Raw genomic sequence first — 19,235 nt, forward strand, 5'->3', positions numbered from 1 at the left:
TACGCCGAAAAGCGCCGCTTCACGCAACATATTTCAACACTCAAATGACAATGCGTAGGCACTGGCCCGCGTGATACAGCGAGAACCCGGCCTCGTACAGACAACTGCGCAAACCCACGCCCGCCAGGGGCTGCATCGGTGCAAAGGGAATCGGCAACGCTTGAGGATTTCCGTTACACAGGTAGTCGGCGAAGGCTTTGCCGACCACGGTGCCGGTGGTCACGCCACGGCCGTTGTAACCGGTGACGGCCACCAGTCCCGGCGCGGGCTCGAACAGGCGCATCAAATGATCGGGAGTAAAAGCGATGCGCCCGGTCCAGGTGCATTCCCACTCCACAGGTTTGAGGTTGGGGAAGTAATGCTGCTGCACCCGGTCGGCCCAGGCCTTGAGGAACCAGGTCGGTTTCTGATTGCCGTTGCCAAGGCTGCCCAGCAACAGACGCCCGTCCTTGTCGCGACGGATGCTGCTCAGCACCTGGCGGGTATCCCACGAGCCCTGACCGCCCGGGAGGATTTCATGAGCAGCGTCTTCGGTGAGCGGCACCGAAGCGACCTGATAGTAGTAACCGGGAAAGAAATTGCGCTTGAGTTCGGTCCAGTCGCCTTCGGTGTAGGCGTTGGAAGCGATCACCACTTGTTCGGCGAGCACCGAACCCTGCTCGGTCTGCACCGACCATTGCTGGCCCTGACGTTCAAGGCGTGTGACCGGGGAATGATCGAACATCTGCCCGCCGAGCCCCGCCACGGCTTTCGCCAACCCGGTGACATAAGCCATCGGATTGAGGGTACCAGCACGCCGGTCGAGCAACGCGGCGGCAATCTTCTGCGTACCGGTCGCCTGTTCACAGGCCTTGCCGGTCAGCAGTTCGACCGGCGCACCGCGGCGTTTCCACTGTTCTTCGCGACTGCGCAGATCCGCCTCACCCTTGGCGTTGTGCGCCATGTGCAGGGTGCCTTCGCGGCGCAACTGGCAATCGATGTTGTATTTATCCACAAGGCTGAACACCAGCGCCGGCGCCGCACCGAGCATGCGGTTGAGCTGACTGCCGACGGCCTCGCCGAATCCCGCCTCGATCTCGTCCGGCGGAATCCACATCCCGGCGTTGACCAGGCCGACGTTGCGCCCGGATCCGCCATGCCCGGCGCGATGGGCTTCGAGCACGCAGACGCTTTTGCCCTTTTCCAACAGATGCAGCGCCGCCGACAGCCCGGTAAACCCGGCGCCGATCACGCAGACATCGACTTTGACCTCGCCCATGAGCGCCGTGTTATCCGGTCGTTGCGGCGTGAGTTTTTCCCACAGACATTCTTCGCGTAACGGCATTGCCAGACTCCAACAGAAACCTGCCAAACACACCAAAATGACCGTTCCCATGCAGAGCGTGGGAACGGTCGATAGCTTTGAGAAAACTGTCAGTCGAACGTAATGCCCTGTGCCAGCGGCAACTCCAGCGAGTAGTTCACGGTGTTGGTCTGCCGGCGCATGTAGGCGCGCCATGCATCCGAGCCCGACTCGCGACCACCACCCGTCTCTTTCTCGCCACCGAACGCGCCGCCGATTTCCGCGCCGCTCGGGCCGATGTTGACGTTGGCGATGCCGCAATCACTGCCGACTGCCGACATGAATTTCTCGGCCTCGCGCACATCGGTGGTGAAGATGCACGACGACAGACCTTGCGGCACCGCGTTGTTCAGGCGCAGCGCCTCTTCGAAGTCGCTGTAGCCAACCACGTACAGGATCGGCGCGAAAGTCTCGCTGCACACCACATCGCTCTGCTCCGGCATTTCAACGATGGCCGGCGACACGTAGTAGGCGTTGGGGAATTGGTCTTCCAGTTGGCGCTTGCCGCCGAACACCCGGCCGCCCTCGCTCAGCGCTTGTTCCAGCGCGTCCTGCATGTTTTCGAAGCTGTGTTTGTCGATCAGCGGGCCGATCAGGTTACCTTCCAGCGGGTGACCGATGCGGACCTTGGAGTACGCGGTTTTCAGGCGGGTGACGATTTCTTCTTTCACCGATTCATGGGCGATCAGGCGACGCAACGTGGTGCAACGCTGACCGGCGGTGCCGACGGCGCTGAACAGGATGGCGCGCACGGCCATGTCCAGATCGGCGCTCGGGCCGAGGATCATTGCGTTGTTGCCACCCAGCTCAAGAATGCTGCGGGCGAAGCGTGCGGCGACTTTCGGCGCCACTTCGCGGCCCATGCGAGTGCTGCCGGTGGCGCTGATCAGCGCGACACGCGGGTCATCCACCAGCGCTTCGCCGGCATCGCGACCACCGATGATGACCTGGCACAGATTGGCCGGCGCATCGCTGAAGTTCTTCACCACGCGATCAAACAGCGCCTGACAGGCCAATGCGGTCAGTGGGGTTTTCTCCGAAGGCTTCCACACCACCGGGTTGCCGCAGACCAGCGCCAGCGTGGTGTTCCACGCCCACACCGCGACCGGGAAGTTGAACGCGCTGATCACGCCGACCACGCCCAGCGGATGCCAGGTTTCACGCATGTGGTGACCCGGGCGCTCGGAAGCGATGGTCAAGCCGTACAACTGGCGGGACAGGCCGACGGCGAAGTCGCAGATGTCGATCATCTCCTGCACTTCACCCAGGCCTTCCTGAGTGATCTTGCCGGCCTCCCAGGAAACCAGTTCGCCAAGATCATTCTTGTACTCGCGCAGCACTTCGCCGAACTGACGCACCAGCTCGCCGCGACGGGGGGCCGGCACCTTGCGCCATTGTTCGAACGCATGATCTGCGCGACTGATGTGCTGCTCGACTTCGGCCGGGCCTTCCCAGTTCACGGCGGCGATGCGGCTGCCGTCGATGGGCGAATGCACCGGCACTTTGCCGTTTTGGTACAGGGCCGGGTTCACACCAAGACGATCAAGCAATGCGGCAACCATGGGTCACTCCTCAAGCAAAAAACTGAATGTGTGCGGGCGCGTTTTCACGACCGGGCAGACCTTTAGTTGTAGCGTCAGGAAGGCTGTGCAACAAACGACCTTTACGCGAGATATCATTCCGTTTATTCATGCTGCGCAGAAAGACAAGAAAAGGATCGCCCATGCTGAACAAACGCCACTTGCCGTCGATCACCGCGTTGCAGTGCTTCGAGGCCGTGACCCGGCACCTGAGTTTCACCCGGGCCGCCGAGGAACTGAACCTGACCCAGAGCGCCGTCAGCAAGCAGGTGGCGCAACTCGAAGAATTGTTACAGCACTTGTTGTTCCGTCGGGTACGCCGCCGTTTGCAGATGACCCCGGCCGGCGATCTGTACCTGGTGGAAGTCAGAAAAATCCTGACCCAGGTCGAGATGTCGACCCATTACCTGCGTTCCTACGGCGGCGAGACCGAAGTCCTGCGCGTCTCCACACCCTCGACCTTCGGCGCACGCTGGCTGGTGCCGCGCCTCAAGGGCTGGCGCCTGCGCCATCCGTCGATTCATCTGGACCTGTGCAACGAGCAGGAGGCCGATGACTTGCTGCAAGGGCGCAGCGACCTGGCGTTCTATTTCGGCCAGGGTTCACGCCCCGGCACCGAATGCCTGAAGTTGTTTGGCGAGGAACTGGTGCCGGTCTGCGCACCGAGCAGTCTGCCGGACACTCCGTTGACTGATCCAACGCAACTCACCGATCTGGTCCTGCTGCAGAATGCTTCGCGCCCACAGGCGTGGCACGACTGGTTCGACAGTCAGGGCTACCAGACCGAACACAGCTACCACGGTCCGCGTTTCGAAACCTTTTATATGTGCATCCGCGCCGCGCAGGTCGGCTGCGGCGTCGCGCTGTTGCCGAGGTTTCTGGTGGAAGAGGAATTGGCCGACGGCAAACTGGTCATTCCCTGGCAGCATGCAATGCCCAGCACCGATGCGTATTACCTGGCCTACCCGGAACACGCGGCGGAAGTGCCCAAGGTGCGTGATTTCGTGAAGTGGATGCTGGAGCAGATCGACAGTCCTGAGGCGGTCTGAGGCTCAGCGCCGGGATAAAAATCGCTGGCAATCCACACCCCGGATATGAGCCACTAGCGCCATTGATTGATACCGCGCCAATGCGCGGTCCGCCTGGAGACCCCGTTATGAGCGAGAGTGTGTTTGCCGATCGCATCGTGCAGAACCTGCTCGACACCGACTTCTACAAACTGACGATGATGCAGGCGGTGCTGCACAACTACCCCAACGTCGAAGTCGAATGGGAGTTTCGTTGCCGTAACAGTGAAGATCTGCGGCCCTATCTGGCGGAGATCCGCTTCCAGGTCGAGCGTCTGGCCGAGTTGAGCCTGAGCGCCGATCAGTTGAGTTTCCTGGAGCGCATCAGCTTCCTCAAACCTGACTTTCTGCGATTCCTCGGTCTGTTCCGCTTCAACCTGCGCTACCTGCACACCGGCATCGAGAACGGCGAGTTGTTCATCCGTCTGCGCGGGCCGTGGCTGCACGTGATCCTGTTCGAAGTGCCGCTGCTGGCGATCGTCAGCGAAGTGCGCAACCGCTATCGCTACCGCGAAACCGTCCTGGAACAGGCCCGCGAACAGCTCTACCGCAAGTTCGACTGGCTGACGGCCAACGCCTCGGCCGAAGAGTTGTCGCAGTTGCAGGTCGCCGATTTCGGCACACGCCGACGGTTTTCCTACCGCGTGCAGGAAGAAGTGGTGAACGTGCTCAAGCATGATTTCCCCGGGCGTTTCGTCGGCACCAGCAACGTGCACCTGTCCCGCGAACTGGACATGAAACCGCTGGGCACCATGGCCCACGAATGGATCATGGCCCACCAGCAACTCGGCCCGCGACTGATCGACAGCCAGATTGCCGCACTCGATTGCTGGGTTCGCGAGTACCGCGGCCTGCTGGGGATCGCCCTGACCGACTGCATCACCACCGATGCCTTCCTCGGTGATTTCGATCTGTTCTTCGCCAAGCTGTTCGACGGCTTGCGTCATGATTCCGGGGATCCGGTGCAGTGGGGCGAAAAATGCATCGCTCACTATCACAAGCTCGGCATCGACCCGATGAGTAAGACCCTGGTGTTCTCCGACAGCCTGACGCTGCCCAAGTCGCTGGAGATCTTCCGCGCGCTGCGCGGTCGGATCAATGTCAGCTTCGGCATCGGCACCAACCTGACCTGTGACATTCCGGGTGTCGAACCGATGAGCATCGTGCTTAAAATGACCGCCTGCAACGGCCAACCGGTGGCGAAGATCTCCGACGAGCCGGGCAAGACCCACTGCAAAGACCCGAATTTCGTCGCCTATTTGCGACACGTTTTCCAGGTTCCTGCCGTTTCCAGCCTTTCTAGCAAGGAGTGAATTCATGCAAGCCGTACAGCGTGAGATTGCTGAACAGCTCAACGTTCAGCCGCCGTTCGCCGATTACCAGGCCCTCGAAGCGGAAGTCGCCCGACGCATCACCTTCATCCAGGATTGTCTGACCAATTCCGGGCTCAAGACCCTGGTGCTGGGCATCAGCGGCGGTGTCGACTCGCTGACCGCAGGCCTCCTGGCCCAGCGCGCCATGCGTGAACTGCGCGAGCGCACTGGCGACAACGGCTACAAGTTCATCGCCGTGCGCCTGCCGTACGACGTGCAGTTCGATGAACACGACGCCCAGGCCTCGGTGGACTTCATCGCCCCGGACGAACGCCACACCGTCAACATCGGCCCGGCAGTGAAATCCCTGGCCGGCGAAGTCGCAGCCTTCGAAGGCAAGCACGCAGTGTCGGTGGATTTCGTGCTCGGCAACACCAAGGCGCGGATGCGCATGGTCGCTCAGTACACCATCGCCGGCGCGGCCCATGGCCTGGTGATCGGCACCGATCACGCGGCGGAAGCGGTGATGGGTTTCTTCACCAAGTTCGGTGACGGCGCCTGCGACCTGGCGCCGCTCAGCGGTCTGGTGAAAAATCAGGTCCGGGCCATCGCCCGCAGCTTCGGCGCACCGGAATCGCTGGTGGAAAAAGTGCCGACGGCGGACCTGGAAGACCTGTCGCCGGGCAAACCGGACGAAGCCTCCCACGGCGTGACCTACGCCGAGATCGACGCCTTTCTGCACGGCGAGCCGGTGCGTCAGGAAGCGTTCGACATCATCGTCAACACGTACAAGAAGACCCATCACAAACGCGTCATGCCGTTTGCGCCTTGAATCCAGGGCATAAAAAAAGCGTCCCTCGGGACGCTTTTTTTTGACCGTGTTTTTCTTACTTCACGGTCACTGTGCCTTTCATCATCGAGATGTGGCCCGGGAACGAGCAGAAGAAACCGTAATCGGTGCCGGCTGCCAGTTTCGATACGTCGATGGTCAGCGAATCTTTCTCGCCGGCGCCAATGATCTTGGTGTGGGCAATGACGCGCTCGTCACCGTCCTTCAGGTAGTTCTTGTCGATGCCCGCGGCCAGGCCGTCAGTGGCGATCGGCTGCATGTCAGCGGTCTTGCTGACCACCAGGTTGTGGCCCATGACGTTCTTCGGCAGGCTGCCGGAATGGGTCAGTTCGACGGTGAAAGTCTTGCAGCTCTTGTCGATCACGATCTCCTTGGTGGTGAAGGACATCTGGTCGGTGGAGTCAACGGTAGTTTTGCACTCGGCAGCCATCAATTGGCTGCTGGCCAGCGCCAGCAGGGATACCGCAACAACTTTGGAAAACATGGTGAATCTCCAAGGCAGGGTTAACAAAAACACGAATGGGGGAAAGACTGCCTGAAATCTTCGCAAGTTCCTATGACTTGAGTCAAAAATTGTATACAACTTTCAGGCTATGACACTCATCGAAACAATCTAACAGCCAGACGTTTGGCCGGGCCGTATCTTCAGGGCTCAACTCTCATCTGGAGCATCAGTCATGTCCTTCAACAGTCTGTTGTGCAGCCTGCTCGCCGCCTACGCCTGTGGCGCCAGCGGCACCTATGAAACCCCGAAACGCGAAGTCTAGCCCTTGGATCAAGGCGTGCCAGCCATTACCCTGTGACGGATTGACCCAGGAGGAAGGCATGTCTCTCACATCCGTTTGTGTATTTTGCGGTGCCAACGCCGGCACCACCCCGGCGTACACCGAAGCCGCCATCGCCCTCGGCACAGCCATTGCCGAGCGCAAACTGACTCTGGTTTACGGCGGTGGCGCTGTCGGCCTGATGGGGATTGTCGCGGATGCCGCACTGGCGGCCGGCGGTGAAGTGATCGGCATCATTCCGCAGAGCCTGATGGACAAGGAAATCGGTCACAAGAGCCTGTCGCGCCTGGAAGTCGTCGACGGCATGCACGCCCGCAAGGCGCGCATGGCCGAACTCAGCGATGCGTTCATCGCCCTGCCGGGTGGCCTCGGCACGCTTGAAGAGCTGTTCGAAGTCTGGACCTGGGGCCAGCTCGGCTACCACGGCAAGCCGCTGGGCCTGCTGGAAGTGAACGGTTTCTACAGCAAACTCACCGCATTTCTCGATCACATCGTCGGCGAAGGCTTCGTTCGCGCACCGCACCGTGACATGCTGCAAGTGAGCGAATCGCCGCAATCGCTGCTCGATGCTCTCGACCAGTGGCAGCCGACCGTCACGCCAAAGTGGGTCGACCAGAAACCCGGTTAACCCCCGGGCACCGATACAGGGCAGAATACGCGCCGCTCAACCTCACCTTCGACCCAAGAGGATCGCCCATGGCCAAACCCAATTACTCCTTCGCCAAGCGTCAACGTGACCTGGCCAAGGAACAGAAGAAAGAGGAAAAGCTTCAGCGCAAGAAACAGATGGCTGAAGAAGCGGCACTGAACCCTGACGGTGAAGTGGCGACCGATGATGATGTTGATGCACCGAAAGACCCGGCGCCCGACGCCTGAGCAACACCGCAGGACCACTGAACGCAAAACCTGCAGGATCGGGCTTGCCCGCTCCTGCAGTGTGCCTCATCACTCATTCAGTGGCATCACCGTGACCCGGACCTCGGGATCATGGCTCCCCCCTCCCAGAATCACCCCGCGCAACGGCGACACATCGGAAAAATCCCGGCCCCAGGCCAGGGTAATGTGCTCCAGTGCCGGTTGCACATTGTTGGTCGGATCGAAATCCACCCAGCCCAGCACCGGGCAAAACACCGACACCCAGGCATGGGACGCATCGGCGCCGATCAATCGCGGCTGCCCCGGTGGCGGTCGTGTCAGCAGATAGCCGCTGATGTAGCGCGCCGCCAATCCTCGGGAACGTACGCAGGCCAGCATCAGGTGGGCAAAGTCCTGACAGACCCCGCGCCGCCGCTCCAGCACCTCGACCAGCGGAGTCGCGACTTGCGTCGCCTCGGCATCGAAGGTGAATTCGTCGAAGATCTTTTCCATCAACGCCTGCACGCCCAGCAGCAACGGTCGCCCAGGCGGAAAACAGCTTTCGGAGAACTCGACGAAACTGCGTTTCAAGTGAACGTAGGGTGACTGAAACCGGTAGCGACAAGCCTCCAGCAGCTCAGCGGACAACGGCTGACTGCTGTAGGTCAGCGCATTACGGGTCAATTCCCAAGCCGGGGACAGATTGAAATCCAGCGCCGGCCTCGCCAGCACCTCGACCGTCAGCCGTGCGTTGACCTGCAATTCATCATGAGGCCGTTCGAACGCCAGGCGTGTCAGCGGATTGCCGAACACATCCTGTTCGTCACGACGTGCGGTCGGCTCCGGACTGATCAGTAATTGCTGCTCGGTGCAGCGCTGCCAGGCACATTCCCGGGGCCACAGGTGCGCGAGTTGCTGCGCCAGCGAGACCGGGCTGTCGTAGTGATAGCAGGTGTCGTGGAGGATCTGGTAGTGGGCATTCATCAGACGGACACCGTGCGCTGGCTGACATCATCGACATGGGCGAAATGGCGCAGGGCCAGACGATCGGACACCTGGCCGCTGGCGTCGGCGATGTCTTGCAGCAGATCCGCCAGCCCGTCGAGGGCCGCGCGTACGCTGGACTCGCCGAACAGGGGATTTTCCAGACAACCCAGGTCGAAGCGCGCCAGACGCTCGACCAGTTCTGGCAACCCGGCCTCCCTCGGCACACCGAAATCATCGTTCAGACGCTTGAGGGTGCGCGTCACCAGTTTCAACTGGAACAACACCGCATGGGGGTTCTGCTCGTCCAGCAGCAACAGGTCGAGCACCGGGATCAACTGCGCTACCGCCAGATAACGCGAGCGATAGGTGATGCTGCTGTTGCCCAGTTCCAGCAACCACTCAAGCCCCGCTTGATCGAACGCCCCGGCGCCGCGCAGGAAACCCGCGAGACTGCTGCTGAGAAATTGCAGACGCTCGATGCGCCGGCCGATCATCAGGAAGCGCCAGCCTTCGTCACGGGTCATGTCGTCGAGGGCAAACCCGGACAGCGCCGCCAGCGACATCACCAGCCGGTTGAGAAAATCCAGCAGCTCGCCGAAGTCCGGCTCGTCGGTGTCCAGTTCCGTCGCCTCGCGCTGCAACTCCACCAGCGCCTGCCAGTTCTCCCGCGAGAGCTTGCCGCGCACCTGCGACGCCGCCCACTGCAAGCGTTGCAGGTTGGAACGCAAGCTGAACGACCAGTCCTCGCCGAGCAAAGCCGCGAGCAGGCGCTCCGGCAACTCGCCTTCGTCTGGCAGCAGCATCAGGCGCTCACCGAGCTCCACGGCAGCCTGCAAGGCTTGTGGATCGTCACCGTCGACGTACCGCGCCAGCATGATCCGCAACAACCGCGCGCTGTCGTCACAGCGCTCGCAGTAACGGCCGAACCAGAACAGGTTTTCCACCACCCGCGACGGCAGATAGGGATCGCGCCGCACCAGATCAGGCACACCGATGTTGCGCTGGGCCTTCCATTGTTCACCGCTTGGCGGCCGCTCGCCCAGCACCCAGGTGTCCTTGCTCGCGCCGCCGCGCTGCATCGACACCACTTCGGCATCGGCTTCAGCCGCCACCCGGGTCAGGCCACCGGGCAGCACTCGATAGCCGTCGCGACTGGCCACCGCGTACATGCGCATGCCGATGGCTCGCGGTTGCAACTGGCCGTCCTCGGGCTGCCAGATCGGCGCGTGGGACAGTTGCGCAAGTTCTTGCGCGACATAGGCATAAGGCCGGGCCTGCATGCGCTCGGCGAGACTCTGGCGCTGTTTTTCGCTCAAATCACGTCCGAAAACGGGCGAAAAACTCTGGGATGGGAAAGCCGGTTTGATCAGCAGTTCCGGCAATTTTTCCAACGCTTGGGCCAGTACCGGCGCCTCTCCACACCACCAGGTGGCGATGGAGGGCAGGATCAGTTCTTCGCCGAACAGGTACTGATTGATCTTCGGCAAGAAACCCAGCAGCCCCGGCGACTCCAGCACGCCGCTGCCCAGCGCGTTGGCCACCAACACCCGGCCCTGACGCACGGCCTCAAGCAGCCCGGGAACGCCCAGCGCCGAATCCGTGCGCAGTTCCAGCGGATCGCAGAAGTCATCGTCGAGCCGACGCATGATCGCGTGAACCCGACGCAGGCCACTGAGGGTTTTCAGGTAGACCGTGGCATCGCGCACCGTCAGGTCACCGCCCTCCACCAGCGGATAGCCGAGCTGGCGCGCGAGATAAAGATGTTCGAAATAGCTTTCGTTGAAACGCCCCGGGGTCAGCAACACCACCAGCGGCGCGTCATCGTCGCAGGGTGCCTGACGGGCCAGGGTTTCCTGCAAGGTACGGAAGAATCCGGCCAGATGCTGCACTTTCAAGTCCCGGTACAGCTCGGGGAAGGCCCGGGACACGATGGTGCGGTTTTCCAGCGCATAGCCGGCACCGGACGGCGCCTGGGTACGATCCGCCGTCACCCACCAGCGCCCGTCCGGCGTGCGCGCCAGATCCACGGCATACAGATGCAGAAAGGCCCCGTCCGGTGGCGAGATACCCTGACAGGGCCAGAGGAAGTTGTTGTGGCCGAACACCAGCTCCGCCGGCAGCAACCCTTCGCTGATCAGCCGCTGCGGACCGTACAGATCCGCCAGCACCGCATTGAGCAGGCGCGCGCGCTGGGCGATCCCGGCCGACAACTGCTGCCACTCGTCAGCGGCGATCACGTGGGGCAGCAGGTCGAGTTCCCACGGACGATCCGCGCCCTTGGGGTCGGCATAGACGTTGTAGGTGACACCGTTTTCCTGAATCTGCCGGGTCAGCAATGCCTGACGCTGCACCAGTTGCGTCGGGGTGCTGCGCTGCAATTGGTCGAACAGTCGCTGCCAGTGCGGACGCACCGCCCCGCCGGCGTCGAGCAGTTCGTGGTAAGTGCCCGCCGTCAGCGGGTAGCGGTCAAGCAGGTCAGGCATGGAAAGCTCGGCAGCCAGCAAGGAACTGTCAGACTAACGCAGGCACATGACGCCCGGATATACGAAAAATCCGGGCGTCGCGTACGATCTAAAAGCGTCGCAAATCGAGAGTCATCGGTAGCTCGTCGTTCGTTTCGACAATGGGTACAGGAAGTTTCCCCGGCGTGTGCCCGATGCGGAAGAAACGCGCCATGCGCCGGCTCTCCGCTTCGTTGGCGTTGACCGGCAACGTCTCGTAATTGCGCCCGCCCGGATGCGCGACGTGGTACTGACAACCGCCCAGCGAGCGCTGCATCCAGGTGTCGAGCAGGTCGAACACCAGCGGCGCATGCACCGGGATCGTCGGTTGCAGGCAGTTGGCCGGTTGCCACGCACGGAAACGCACACCGGCGACAAACTCGCCGACCCGCCCGGTCGGTTGCAGCGGTACCGGGATGCCATTGCAGGTCAGCAGATAACGCTGCGGCGGCAGCCCCGTGAGCTTGACCTGCAGACGCTCCAGCGATGAATCGACGTAACGCACCGTGCCGCCCGCCGCGCCCTCCTCGCCCAGCACATGCCAGGGCTCAAGGGCCTGACGCAACTCCAGCTCGATGCCGTTGACGGCGTAATCGCCGACCTTGGGAAAACGGAACTCCAGATGCGCAGCGAACCATTCGGCACGCAGCGGATAACCGGCATTGTTGAGTTCGACGATGACGTCGGCAAAGTCCTGTTCGATGAAGTGCGGCAGCAGGAAGCGGTCATGCAACTCGGTGCCCCAGCGCGCCAGTTTCGGCGGCGCATAGGGCTCGCGCCAGAACCGCGCCACCAGTGCCCGCAGCAACAGCTGCTGAGCCAGGCTCATGCGCGCATGGGGCGGCATTTCGAATGCACGCAACTCCAGCAGACCGAGACGCCCGGTGGCGCCATCCGGTGAATACAGTTTGTCGATACAGAACTCGGCGCGGTGGGTGTTGCCGGTGACGTCGATCAGCAGATTGCGCAGCAAGCGATCCACCAACCATGGTGCGCACGCTTCTCCCGGCGCCGGCATTTGCGCGAAGGCGATTTCCAGCTCGTACAGCGCATCGTTGCGCGCTTCATCGACTCGCGGTGCTTGAGAAGTCGGGCCGATAAACAGTCCGGAAAACAGGTAGGACAGCGACGGATGGTTGTGCCAATAGCTGATCAGGCTGCGCAGCAGATCCGGGCGGCGCAGGAACGGGGAGTCGGCCGACGTCGCCCCGCCGAGCACAAAATGGTTACCGCCGCCCGTACCGGTGTGGCGCCCATCGATCATGAATTTCTCGGTGGACAGTCGGGTCTGGCGCGCCTCCTCGTACAGGAACTCCGTGCGCTCGACCAACTCGTCCCAGGTCGCGGACGGCTGGACGTTGACCTCGATCACGCCGGGATCCGGCGTAATACGGAAGTTGCTCAGACGCGGATCGCTCGGCGGCTCGTAGCCTTCCAGCAGCACCGGACAGTGCAGTTCCTCGGCGGTGGCTTCGATGGCTGCCACCAATTCCAGATAATCCTCGACCCGTTCCAGCGGCGGCATGAACAGATACAACCGGCCTTCTCGTGCCTCGGCGCAGAACGCGGTGCGGGTCAGCCAGTCGGCGGATTCGTCGATCTTTGGCGCCCGTTCATCCGCCGCAGCCGGCGCATCATGGCGATTGAGTTGCGCCGTGTCGGGCAGTTCGGGGAAATCCTGATTCGGGTCGTTCGGATGAATGAACGGATACTCCGCCGCCTTCACCCAAGGCTGCGAACCCAATGGCAGGCGATAACCGAGCGGTGAATCCCCCGGCACCAGCCGGCAATGCTCATCGCGCAGATACCAGCGCCCGCTCTGCCATTGATCGCCCTTGGCGGTGCGTGCCAGCGGCAGCACCTGACCGATGACCTTGTCCAGCCCCTGACTGAACACCTTGCGCAGGCGCGCACGTTCCAGCGGCTCCTCCAGACGCGAGTCTTCGGCGCTGACGTTGCTCGGCAAGGCGCCCTCGCGCCAGAGGTAATAGAAATTGTCTTCGTAGGCCGGAAACACAAAACGTGTCGGCAGTTTCAGGCGTTCGGCGACACTCGCCAGAAAGCGCCCGGCCAATGCGCCATCGGCGCCGTAGTCCTGCTGCTCATCGGCGATCAACGCGGTGTTGTGCCAGATCGGCAGGCCGTCGCGGCGCCAGTAGCAATTCAGCGACCAGCGCGGCAATTGCTCGCCCGGATACCACTTGCCCTGACCGAAATGCACCAGCCCTTTTGGCGCGTAGTGTTTGCGCATGCGCTGGAACAGTTCGGCGGAGAGCCGGCGCTTGTCCGGGCCCAGCGCGGCGGTGTTCCATTCGGCGCCATCCGGGTCATCGATGGACACGAAGGTCGGCTCGCCGCCCATGGTCAGACGCACATCGCCTTCCAGCAGGTCGGCATCAATCTGCCGGCCCAGCGCCTGGATCGCCAGCCATTGCTCATCGGTGTAGGGCTTGGTGACCCGAGGAGCTTCCCAGATCCGCTCCACGGACATTTCGTGGCTGAACTCACATTCGCAAGGCTCCACAAGACCGCTGATCGGCGCCGCCGAGGACGGATCGGGACTGCAGGCCAACGGGATATGCCCTTCCCCGGCGAACAGCCCGGAGGTGGCATCGAGGCCGATCCAGCCGGCGCCGGGCAAGTACACCTCGCACCAGGCATGCAGATCGGTGAAGTCCACTTCGGTGCCGGAGGGGCCGTCGAGGCTTTTCACGTCGGCGGTCAGTTGAATCAGGTAACCGGAGACGAAACGCGCCGCCAGCCCGAGATTGCGCAGCAGTTGCACCAGCAACCATGCCGAATCGCGGCAGGAGCCGGAGGCGTGTTCGAGGGTGTACTCCGGGGTTTGCACGCCCGGTTCCATGCGGATCAGGTAATTGATGTCCTCGCTCAGGCGCTGGTTGAGCGCCACGAGGAAATCCACCGCCGGTAGCGGCGTGCGGTCGATGGCGTCCAGGTAGGCCTTGAGTTTTGGCGTCAGCGGCAGGGTTTCGAGGTACGGCGCCAGTTCCTTGCGTTCATCGGCGGCGTAGGCAAAGGGGATTTTCTCGGCGTAGGGCTCGAGGAAAAAGTCGAACGGGTTGAACACCGCCATCTCGGCCAGCAGGTCGACCTCGATCCGCAGCTCGGCGGTTTTCTCGGGGAACACCAGCCTCGCCAGGTAGTTGCCCTGAGGGTCCTGCTGCCAGTTGATGAAGTGCTGCTCGGGCGAGACTTTCAGCGCATACGACAGAATCCGCGTGCGGCTGTGGGCAGCCGGGCGCAGACGCACGATCTGCGGGCCGAGTTCGACAGCGCGGTCGTAGCGGTAATGCGTGACGTGATGCAATGCGACATGAATCGACACGGCGTGCCTCCTGCGAGCCTAAGCGTATTGGAAAGCGCGCAAGACTTATGCCATGCAGAGGCTTGGGCGCTTTCCCGGAATGCTCAAGGCAGTACAGCACCAAAATCGGGCGATGCGGTGAAATGGTTTGGCACAGTTGCACGCAAATGTTGCTAGGCACAACGCAAAACGCCAACCCGAAGGTTGGCGTTCTGTTTACATCAACAACGATTCAGCGTGGCACTACAGGCTTCTTCGTCGGCTTCGGCCCCTTGCCTTTCGCCGCGTCCTTGCGCTCCTTGGCAGCCTGCTGGTTGCGGGCGAATGCCGCAGCCTTGGCCTGCTCACGCTTGTCCCACGGGTTGCCGCCATCGCTGGCGCGGGGTGGCAGACCGGTGTGCTGGGTGAGGATCTTGGTGGTCTTCTCTTTCACGTCCTTCGCCACTTTATGGCTGCCGGACGGCGTCGAGTTCTTGCGACGGGCACTCTGATAGCTGTCGGTGGCCGGCTGATGCGTCGGGATCAACTGGTTCTTGCCCGGCCCGATCAGGTCGGCGCGGCCCATGCGGATCAGCGCTTCACGCAGCATCGGCCAGCCTTTCGGGTCGTGATAACGCAGGAACGCCTTGTGCAGACGACGCTGCTCCTCGCTCTTGACGATGGTCACGCCGTCGCTCTTGTAGGTGACCTTGCGCAGCGGGTTCTTGCCCGAGTGGTACATCGCGGTGGCGGTGGCCATCGGCGAAGGGTAGAACGCCTGCACCTGGTCGGCACGGAAGCCGTTGCCCTTGAGCCACAAGGCGAGGTTCATCATGTCTTCGTCGGTGGTGCCCGGGTGCGCGGCGATGAAGTACGGAATCAGGTACTGCTCTTTCCCCGCTTCCTTGGTGTACTTCTCGAACATGCGCTTGAAGCGATCGTACGTGCCGATCCCCGGCTTCATCATCTGGTTGAGCGGACCTTCCTCGGTATGTTCCGGGGCGATCTTCAGGTAACCGCCGACGTGGTGGGTCACCAGCTCTTTGACGTACTCCGGCGACTCGACCGCGAGGTCGTAACGCAGGCCAGAGGCGATCAGGATCTTCTTCACACCCGGCAACGCACGGGCGCTGCGATACAGCTGAATCAGCGACGAGTGGTCGGTGTTCAGGTTCGGGCAGATGCCCGGGAACACGCAGGACGGCTTGCGGCACGCGGATTCGATTTCCGGGCTCTTGCAGGCGATGCGGTACATGTTCGCGGTCGGGCCGCCGAGGTCGGAAATGACGCCGGTGAAACCCGGCACCTTGTCGCGGATCTCTTCGATTTCGCGAATGATCGACTCTTCGGAGCGGTTCTGGATGATCCGGCCTTCGTGCTCGGTGATCGAGCAGAAGGTGCAGCCGCCGAAGCAGCCACGCATGATGTTCACCGAGAAGCGGATCATGTCGTAGGCCGGGATCTTTTCCTTGCCGTACGCAGGATGCGGGATACGTGCGTAAGGCATGCCGAACACGTAGTCCATTTCTTCGGTGGTCATCGGAATCGGTGGCGGGTTGAACCAGACGTCGACTTCGCCGTGTTTCTGCACCAAGGCACGGGCGTTGCCCGGGTTGGTTTCCAGGTGCAGCACGCGGTTGGCGTGGGCGTACAGGACCGCATCACCACGCACTTTCTCCATCGACGGCAGGCGGATCACGGTCTTGTCGCGCGTCATCTTCGGGCTGGCCAGGATCTGCACGACCTTGGCTTCTTCCGGATCTTCAACCGGCCCCTTCTCTTGCTCGATGGCGCAAGCCTGAGTGTCCTGGGTGTTGACGTACGGGTTGATGATCTTGTCGATCTTGCCCGGACGGTCGATGCGCGTGGAGTCGACTTCGTACCAGCCCGCAGGGGTGTCGCGACGGATAAACGCGGTGCCACGCACATCGGTGATGTCTTCGATCTTGTGACCGTAGGACAGACGCTGGGCGACTTCGACGATCGCGCGCTCGGCGTTGCCGTACAGCAGGATGTCGGCGCTGGCGTCGATCAGGATCGAGTTGCGCACGCGATCCTGCCAGTAGTCGTAGTGGGCGATGCGGCGCAGGGAGGCTTCGATGCCGCCGAGCACGATCGGCACGTGCTTGTAGGCTTCCTTGCAGCGCTGGCTGTAGACCAGGCTCGCGCGATCCGGACGTTTGCCCGCCATGCCACCCGGGGTGTAGGCGTCGTCGGAACGGATTTTCTTGTCCGCGGTGTAGCGGTTGATCATCGAGTCCATGTTGCCGGCCGCGACGCCGAAGAACAGGTTCGGCTCGCCGAGCTTCATGAAGTCGTCTTTGGACTGCCAGTTCGGCTGGGCAATGATCCCGACGCGGAAGCCTTGCGACTCCAGCAGCCGGCCGATGATCGCCATGCCGAACGACGGGTGATCGACGTAGGCATCTCCCGTCACAATGATGATGTCGCAGGAATCCCAGCCGAGCTGATCCATCTCCTCCCTGCTCATCGGCAGGAATGGCGCCGGCCCGAAACATTCGGCCCAGTATTTTGGATAGTCAAATAACGGCTTGGCTGCTTGCATGTCGATGACCGGTGTTGAGGTGAAAAATCGCGGGCGCGGAATATAGCACAAAAAATAACCAATTCCGACGACTGTGGTCGGAAATATCAGGAGCACTCAGACGACGGAGCGCTTACTCGTCGTCGTCGAAGTTATAGCTGCCCGGCGCAAGGTTTTCGAAGCGTGTGTATTTGCCGATGAAGGCCAGGCGGATGAAGCCGATCGGGCCGTTCCGCTGTTTGCCGATGATGATTTCGGCGATGCCCTTGTGTTCGGTTTCCGGGTGATAAACCTCGTCCCGATACACGAACATGATGACGTCGGCGTCCTGCTCGATCGCTCCGGATTCCCGCAAGTCGGAGTTCACCGGACGCTTGTTGGGACGTTGTTCCAGGGAACGGTTGAGCTGCGACAGGGCAACCACCGGGCAGTTGAATTCCTTGGCCAGGGCTTTCAGGGATCGGGAGATCTCGGAAATCTCGTTGGTCCGGTTGTCACCGCTGGAGCCGGGAATCTGCATCAGCTGCAGGTAGTCGATCATGATCAGGCCGACATCGCCGTGCTCACGTACCAGACGCCGGGTCCGGGCGCGCATCTCCGACGGACTGATGCCAGCGGTGTCATCGATGAACAGCTTGCGGTCGTTGAGCAAATTGACCGCCGAGGTCAGGCGTGGCCAGTCGTCGTCTTCCAACTGACCGGAACGTACCTTGGTCTGGTCGATACGACCGAGGGACGAAAGCATACGCATGATCAGCGATTCGCCTGGCATCTCGAGGGAGTACACCAGAACCGCCTTTTCACTGCGTAGAACGGCGTTTTCCACCAGGTTCATCGCGAAGGTGGTCTTACCCATCGACGGACGGCCGGCGACGATGATCAGGTCGGACGGTTGCAGGCCGCTGGTCTTCTCGTCGAGGTCGGTGTAACCGGTGGACAGGCCGGTGATCGCGTCGGCGGTGTTGAACAGGGTGTCGATGCGGTCGATGGCCTTGGTCAGCAATTCGTTGACGCCCACCGGGCCGCCGGTCTTCGGCCGCGCCTCGGCAATTGCGAAGATCTGCCGCTCGGCTTCGTCGAGGATCTCTTCGGCGGTACGGCCTTCAGGGTTGAAGGCGGCGTCGGCGATGTCGTTGCTGATACCGATCAACTGGCGCAACGTCGCACGCTGGCGGACGATTTGCGCATAAGCCTTGATGTTGGCGACGGACGGTGTGTTTTTCGCCAGTTCGACCAGATACCCAAGCCCCCCGACTTGCGAAGTCTGACCTTCCTTGTCCAGTTGCTCGGAAAGGGTCACGACGTCGATCGGCGAGTTCTGATCGGCGAGTTTGGCGATCGCACGGAAGATCAGACGGTGGTCATGCCGGTAGAAATCGCCGTCGGAGACTTGATCAAGCACGCGTTCCCAGGCGTTGTTGTCCAGCATCAGACCACCGAGTACAGCCTGTTCGGCCTCGATGGAATGCGGCGGCACCTTCAGGGATGCGGTTTGCAGATCGTATTGCTCGGGAGCGGAGATTTCGTTCATGGCCACTTTTTTATTCAGGAAAAGCAGGGATTACAGAAAGACAAAGGGCACGACCTGTAAACAGGATCGTGCCCGATGTTAACCGTCTGACGGACAAGCCGCCAGCCGATCAGGTGTTGCTTAAGCTGCTACCACAACAACGCGTACGGTGGCTTCAACTTCGGCGTGCAGGTGCACAGCCACGTCGAATTCACCCACGTTGCGGATGGTGCCGTTCGGCAGACGAACTTCGCTTTTCGCAACTTCAACGCCGGAGGCGGTCAGTGCGTCAGCGATGTCGTGAGTACCGATCGAACCGAACAGCTTGCCTTCGTCGCCAGCGGTGGCAGTGATGGTCACTTCCAGCTCGGCCAGTTGGGCAGCACGGCTTTCAGCCGATGCTTTACGGTCTGCAGCAGCTTTTTCCAGCTCGGCACGACGCTCTTCGAACGCAGCAATGTTTGCTGGGGTCGCGGCGGTAGCCTTGCCGTAAGGCAGCAGGTAGTTACGACCGTAACCGGCCTTAACGTTCACTTTGTCACCCAGGTTGCCCAGGTTGGTGACTTTTTCCAGAAGGATCAGTTGCATGTGAAAAT

General features: G+C 61.7%; 14 protein-coding genes. 5 read left to right on the plus strand and 9 right to left on the minus strand.

Features of this window, described 5'->3' with window-relative positions:
* Positions 1 to 40: 40 nt before the first annotated feature.
* Together amaA and amaB are read right to left on the minus strand one after the other, a co-directional pair.
* Entirely contained in the window at positions 41 to 1,324 is a 1,284-nt protein-coding gene (amaA, locus tag AC1RMX_RS07395; protein ID WP_493071298.1) for an L-pipecolate oxidase, read from the minus strand.
* Positions 1,325 to 1,413: 89 nt separating this feature from the next.
* Entirely contained in the window at positions 1,414 to 2,904 is a 1,491-nt protein-coding gene (amaB, locus tag AC1RMX_RS07400; RefSeq protein WP_493071300.1) for an L-piperidine-6-carboxylate dehydrogenase, read from the minus strand.
* 161 nt (positions 2,905 to 3,065) lie between these two features.
* Between amaB and AC1RMX_RS07405 the strand changes: the two genes are divergently transcribed.
* The 3 genes from AC1RMX_RS07405 (at position 3,066) to nadE (ending at position 6,134) form a co-directional block, all read left to right on the plus strand.
* On the plus strand, positions 3,066 to 3,971 hold the full coding sequence (locus tag AC1RMX_RS07405) for a LysR family transcriptional regulator (protein WP_096819802.1): 906 nt from the start codon (positions 3,066 to 3,068) through the stop codon (positions 3,969 to 3,971).
* A 107-nt stretch (positions 3,972 to 4,078) separates the two neighbouring features.
* On the plus strand, positions 4,079 to 5,302 hold the full coding sequence (gene pncB / locus AC1RMX_RS07410; protein WP_085685119.1) for a nicotinate phosphoribosyltransferase: 1,224 nt from the start codon (positions 4,079 to 4,081) through the stop codon (positions 5,300 to 5,302).
* A gap of 4 nt (positions 5,303 to 5,306) precedes the next feature.
* Complete coding sequence (nadE, locus tag AC1RMX_RS07415) at positions 5,307 to 6,134, plus strand: NAD(+) synthase (RefSeq protein WP_096819803.1); 828 nt, start codon at positions 5,307 to 5,309, stop codon at positions 6,132 to 6,134.
* Between the two features lie 55 nt (positions 6,135 to 6,189).
* Here nadE and azu read toward each other — a convergent pair whose 3' ends face one another.
* Positions 6,190 to 6,636, minus strand: coding sequence for an azurin (azu, locus tag AC1RMX_RS07420; protein ID WP_493071304.1), 447 nt, complete (start codon positions 6,634 to 6,636; stop codon positions 6,190 to 6,192).
* Positions 6,637 to 6,977: 341 nt separating this feature from the next.
* On the opposite strand from azu, the gene AC1RMX_RS07425 reads away from it, so the two are divergent.
* Positions 6,978 to 7,565 carry a cytokinin riboside 5'-monophosphate phosphoribohydrolase gene (locus AC1RMX_RS07425; RefSeq protein WP_096819805.1) on the plus strand — a complete coding sequence of 196 codons (588 nt, stop codon included), beginning with the start codon at positions 6,978 to 6,980 and terminating at the stop codon, positions 7,563 to 7,565.
* 68 nt (positions 7,566 to 7,633) lie between these two features.
* Entirely contained in the window at positions 7,634 to 7,813 is a 180-nt protein-coding gene (locus tag AC1RMX_RS07430; RefSeq protein WP_085732676.1) for a hypothetical protein, read from the plus strand.
* A gap of 69 nt (positions 7,814 to 7,882) precedes the next feature.
* Here AC1RMX_RS07430 and AC1RMX_RS07435 read toward each other — a convergent pair whose 3' ends face one another.
* The 6 genes from AC1RMX_RS07435 to rplI form a co-directional block, all read right to left on the minus strand.
* Positions 7,883 to 8,776 (minus strand): transglutaminase family protein, encoded by an 894-nt coding sequence (locus AC1RMX_RS07435; RefSeq protein WP_096819806.1) that lies wholly within the window; start codon positions 8,774 to 8,776, stop codon positions 7,883 to 7,885.
* Positions 8,776 to 11,262, minus strand: coding sequence for a circularly permuted type 2 ATP-grasp protein (locus tag AC1RMX_RS07440; protein ID WP_493071306.1), 2,487 nt, complete (start codon positions 11,260 to 11,262; stop codon positions 8,776 to 8,778). Before AC1RMX_RS07440 ends, AC1RMX_RS07435 begins: the two co-directional genes overlap by 1 nt.
* 88 nt (positions 11,263 to 11,350) lie before the next feature.
* Entirely contained in the window at positions 11,351 to 14,626 is a 3,276-nt protein-coding gene (locus tag AC1RMX_RS07445) for a transglutaminase family protein (RefSeq protein WP_493071308.1), read from the minus strand.
* A 211-nt stretch (positions 14,627 to 14,837) separates the two neighbouring features.
* Positions 14,838 to 17,150: a YgiQ family radical SAM protein gene (locus AC1RMX_RS07450; RefSeq protein ID WP_096819809.1), complete on the minus strand. Its 2,313-nt coding sequence runs from the start codon at positions 17,148 to 17,150 to the stop codon at positions 14,838 to 14,840.
* A 112-nt stretch (positions 17,151 to 17,262) separates the two neighbouring features.
* Complete coding sequence (gene dnaB / locus AC1RMX_RS07455; protein WP_096819810.1) at positions 17,263 to 18,660, minus strand: replicative DNA helicase; 1,398 nt, start codon at positions 18,658 to 18,660, stop codon at positions 17,263 to 17,265.
* A 120-nt stretch (positions 18,661 to 18,780) separates the two neighbouring features.
* The gene (rplI, locus tag AC1RMX_RS07460; protein WP_008078307.1) at positions 18,781 to 19,227 is read right to left on the minus strand and encodes a 50S ribosomal protein L9; all 447 of its coding nucleotides are present in this window, start codon (positions 19,225 to 19,227) and stop codon (positions 18,781 to 18,783) included.
* Positions 19,228 to 19,235 lie beyond the last annotated feature (8 nt).

It is taken from the genome of Pseudomonas sp. GW822-FHT03F04, assembly GCF_058801405.1.

Bases quoted from the DNA above. Each gene is read 5' to 3' on its own strand.
- AC1RMX_RS07440 (WP_493071306.1), bottom strand. From the start codon at position 11,262: ATGCCTGACCTGCTTGACCGCTACCCGCTGACGGCGGGCACTTACCAC.
- amaB (WP_493071300.1), bottom strand. From the start codon at position 2,904: ATGGTTGCCGCATTGCTTGATCGTCTTGGTGTGAACCCGGCCCTGTAC.
- azu (WP_493071304.1), bottom strand. From the start codon at position 6,636: ATGTTTTCCAAAGTTGTTGCGGTATCCCTGCTGGCGCTGGCCAGCAGC.
- AC1RMX_RS07405 (WP_096819802.1), top strand. From the start codon at position 3,066: ATGCTGAACAAACGCCACTTGCCGTCGATCACCGCGTTGCAGTGCTTC.
- pncB (WP_085685119.1), top strand. From the start codon at position 4,079: ATGAGCGAGAGTGTGTTTGCCGATCGCATCGTGCAGAACCTGCTCGAC.
- AC1RMX_RS07435 (WP_096819806.1), bottom strand. From the start codon at position 8,776: ATGAATGCCCACTACCAGATCCTCCACGACACCTGCTATCACTACGAC.
- dnaB (WP_096819810.1), bottom strand. From the start codon at position 18,660: ATGAACGAAATCTCCGCTCCCGAGCAATACGATCTGCAAACCGCATCC.
- AC1RMX_RS07430 (WP_085732676.1), top strand. From the start codon at position 7,634: ATGGCCAAACCCAATTACTCCTTCGCCAAGCGTCAACGTGACCTGGCC.
- nadE (WP_096819803.1), top strand. From the start codon at position 5,307: ATGCAAGCCGTACAGCGTGAGATTGCTGAACAGCTCAACGTTCAGCCG.
- AC1RMX_RS07450 (WP_096819809.1), bottom strand. From the start codon at position 17,150: ATGCAAGCAGCCAAGCCGTTATTTGACTATCCAAAATACTGGGCCGAA.
- amaA (WP_493071298.1), bottom strand. From the start codon at position 1,324: ATGCCGTTACGCGAAGAATGTCTGTGGGAAAAACTCACGCCGCAACGA.
- AC1RMX_RS07425 (WP_096819805.1), top strand. From the start codon at position 6,978: ATGTCTCTCACATCCGTTTGTGTATTTTGCGGTGCCAACGCCGGCACC.
- rplI (WP_008078307.1), bottom strand. From the start codon at position 19,227: ATGCAACTGATCCTTCTGGAAAAAGTCACCAACCTGGGCAACCTGGGT.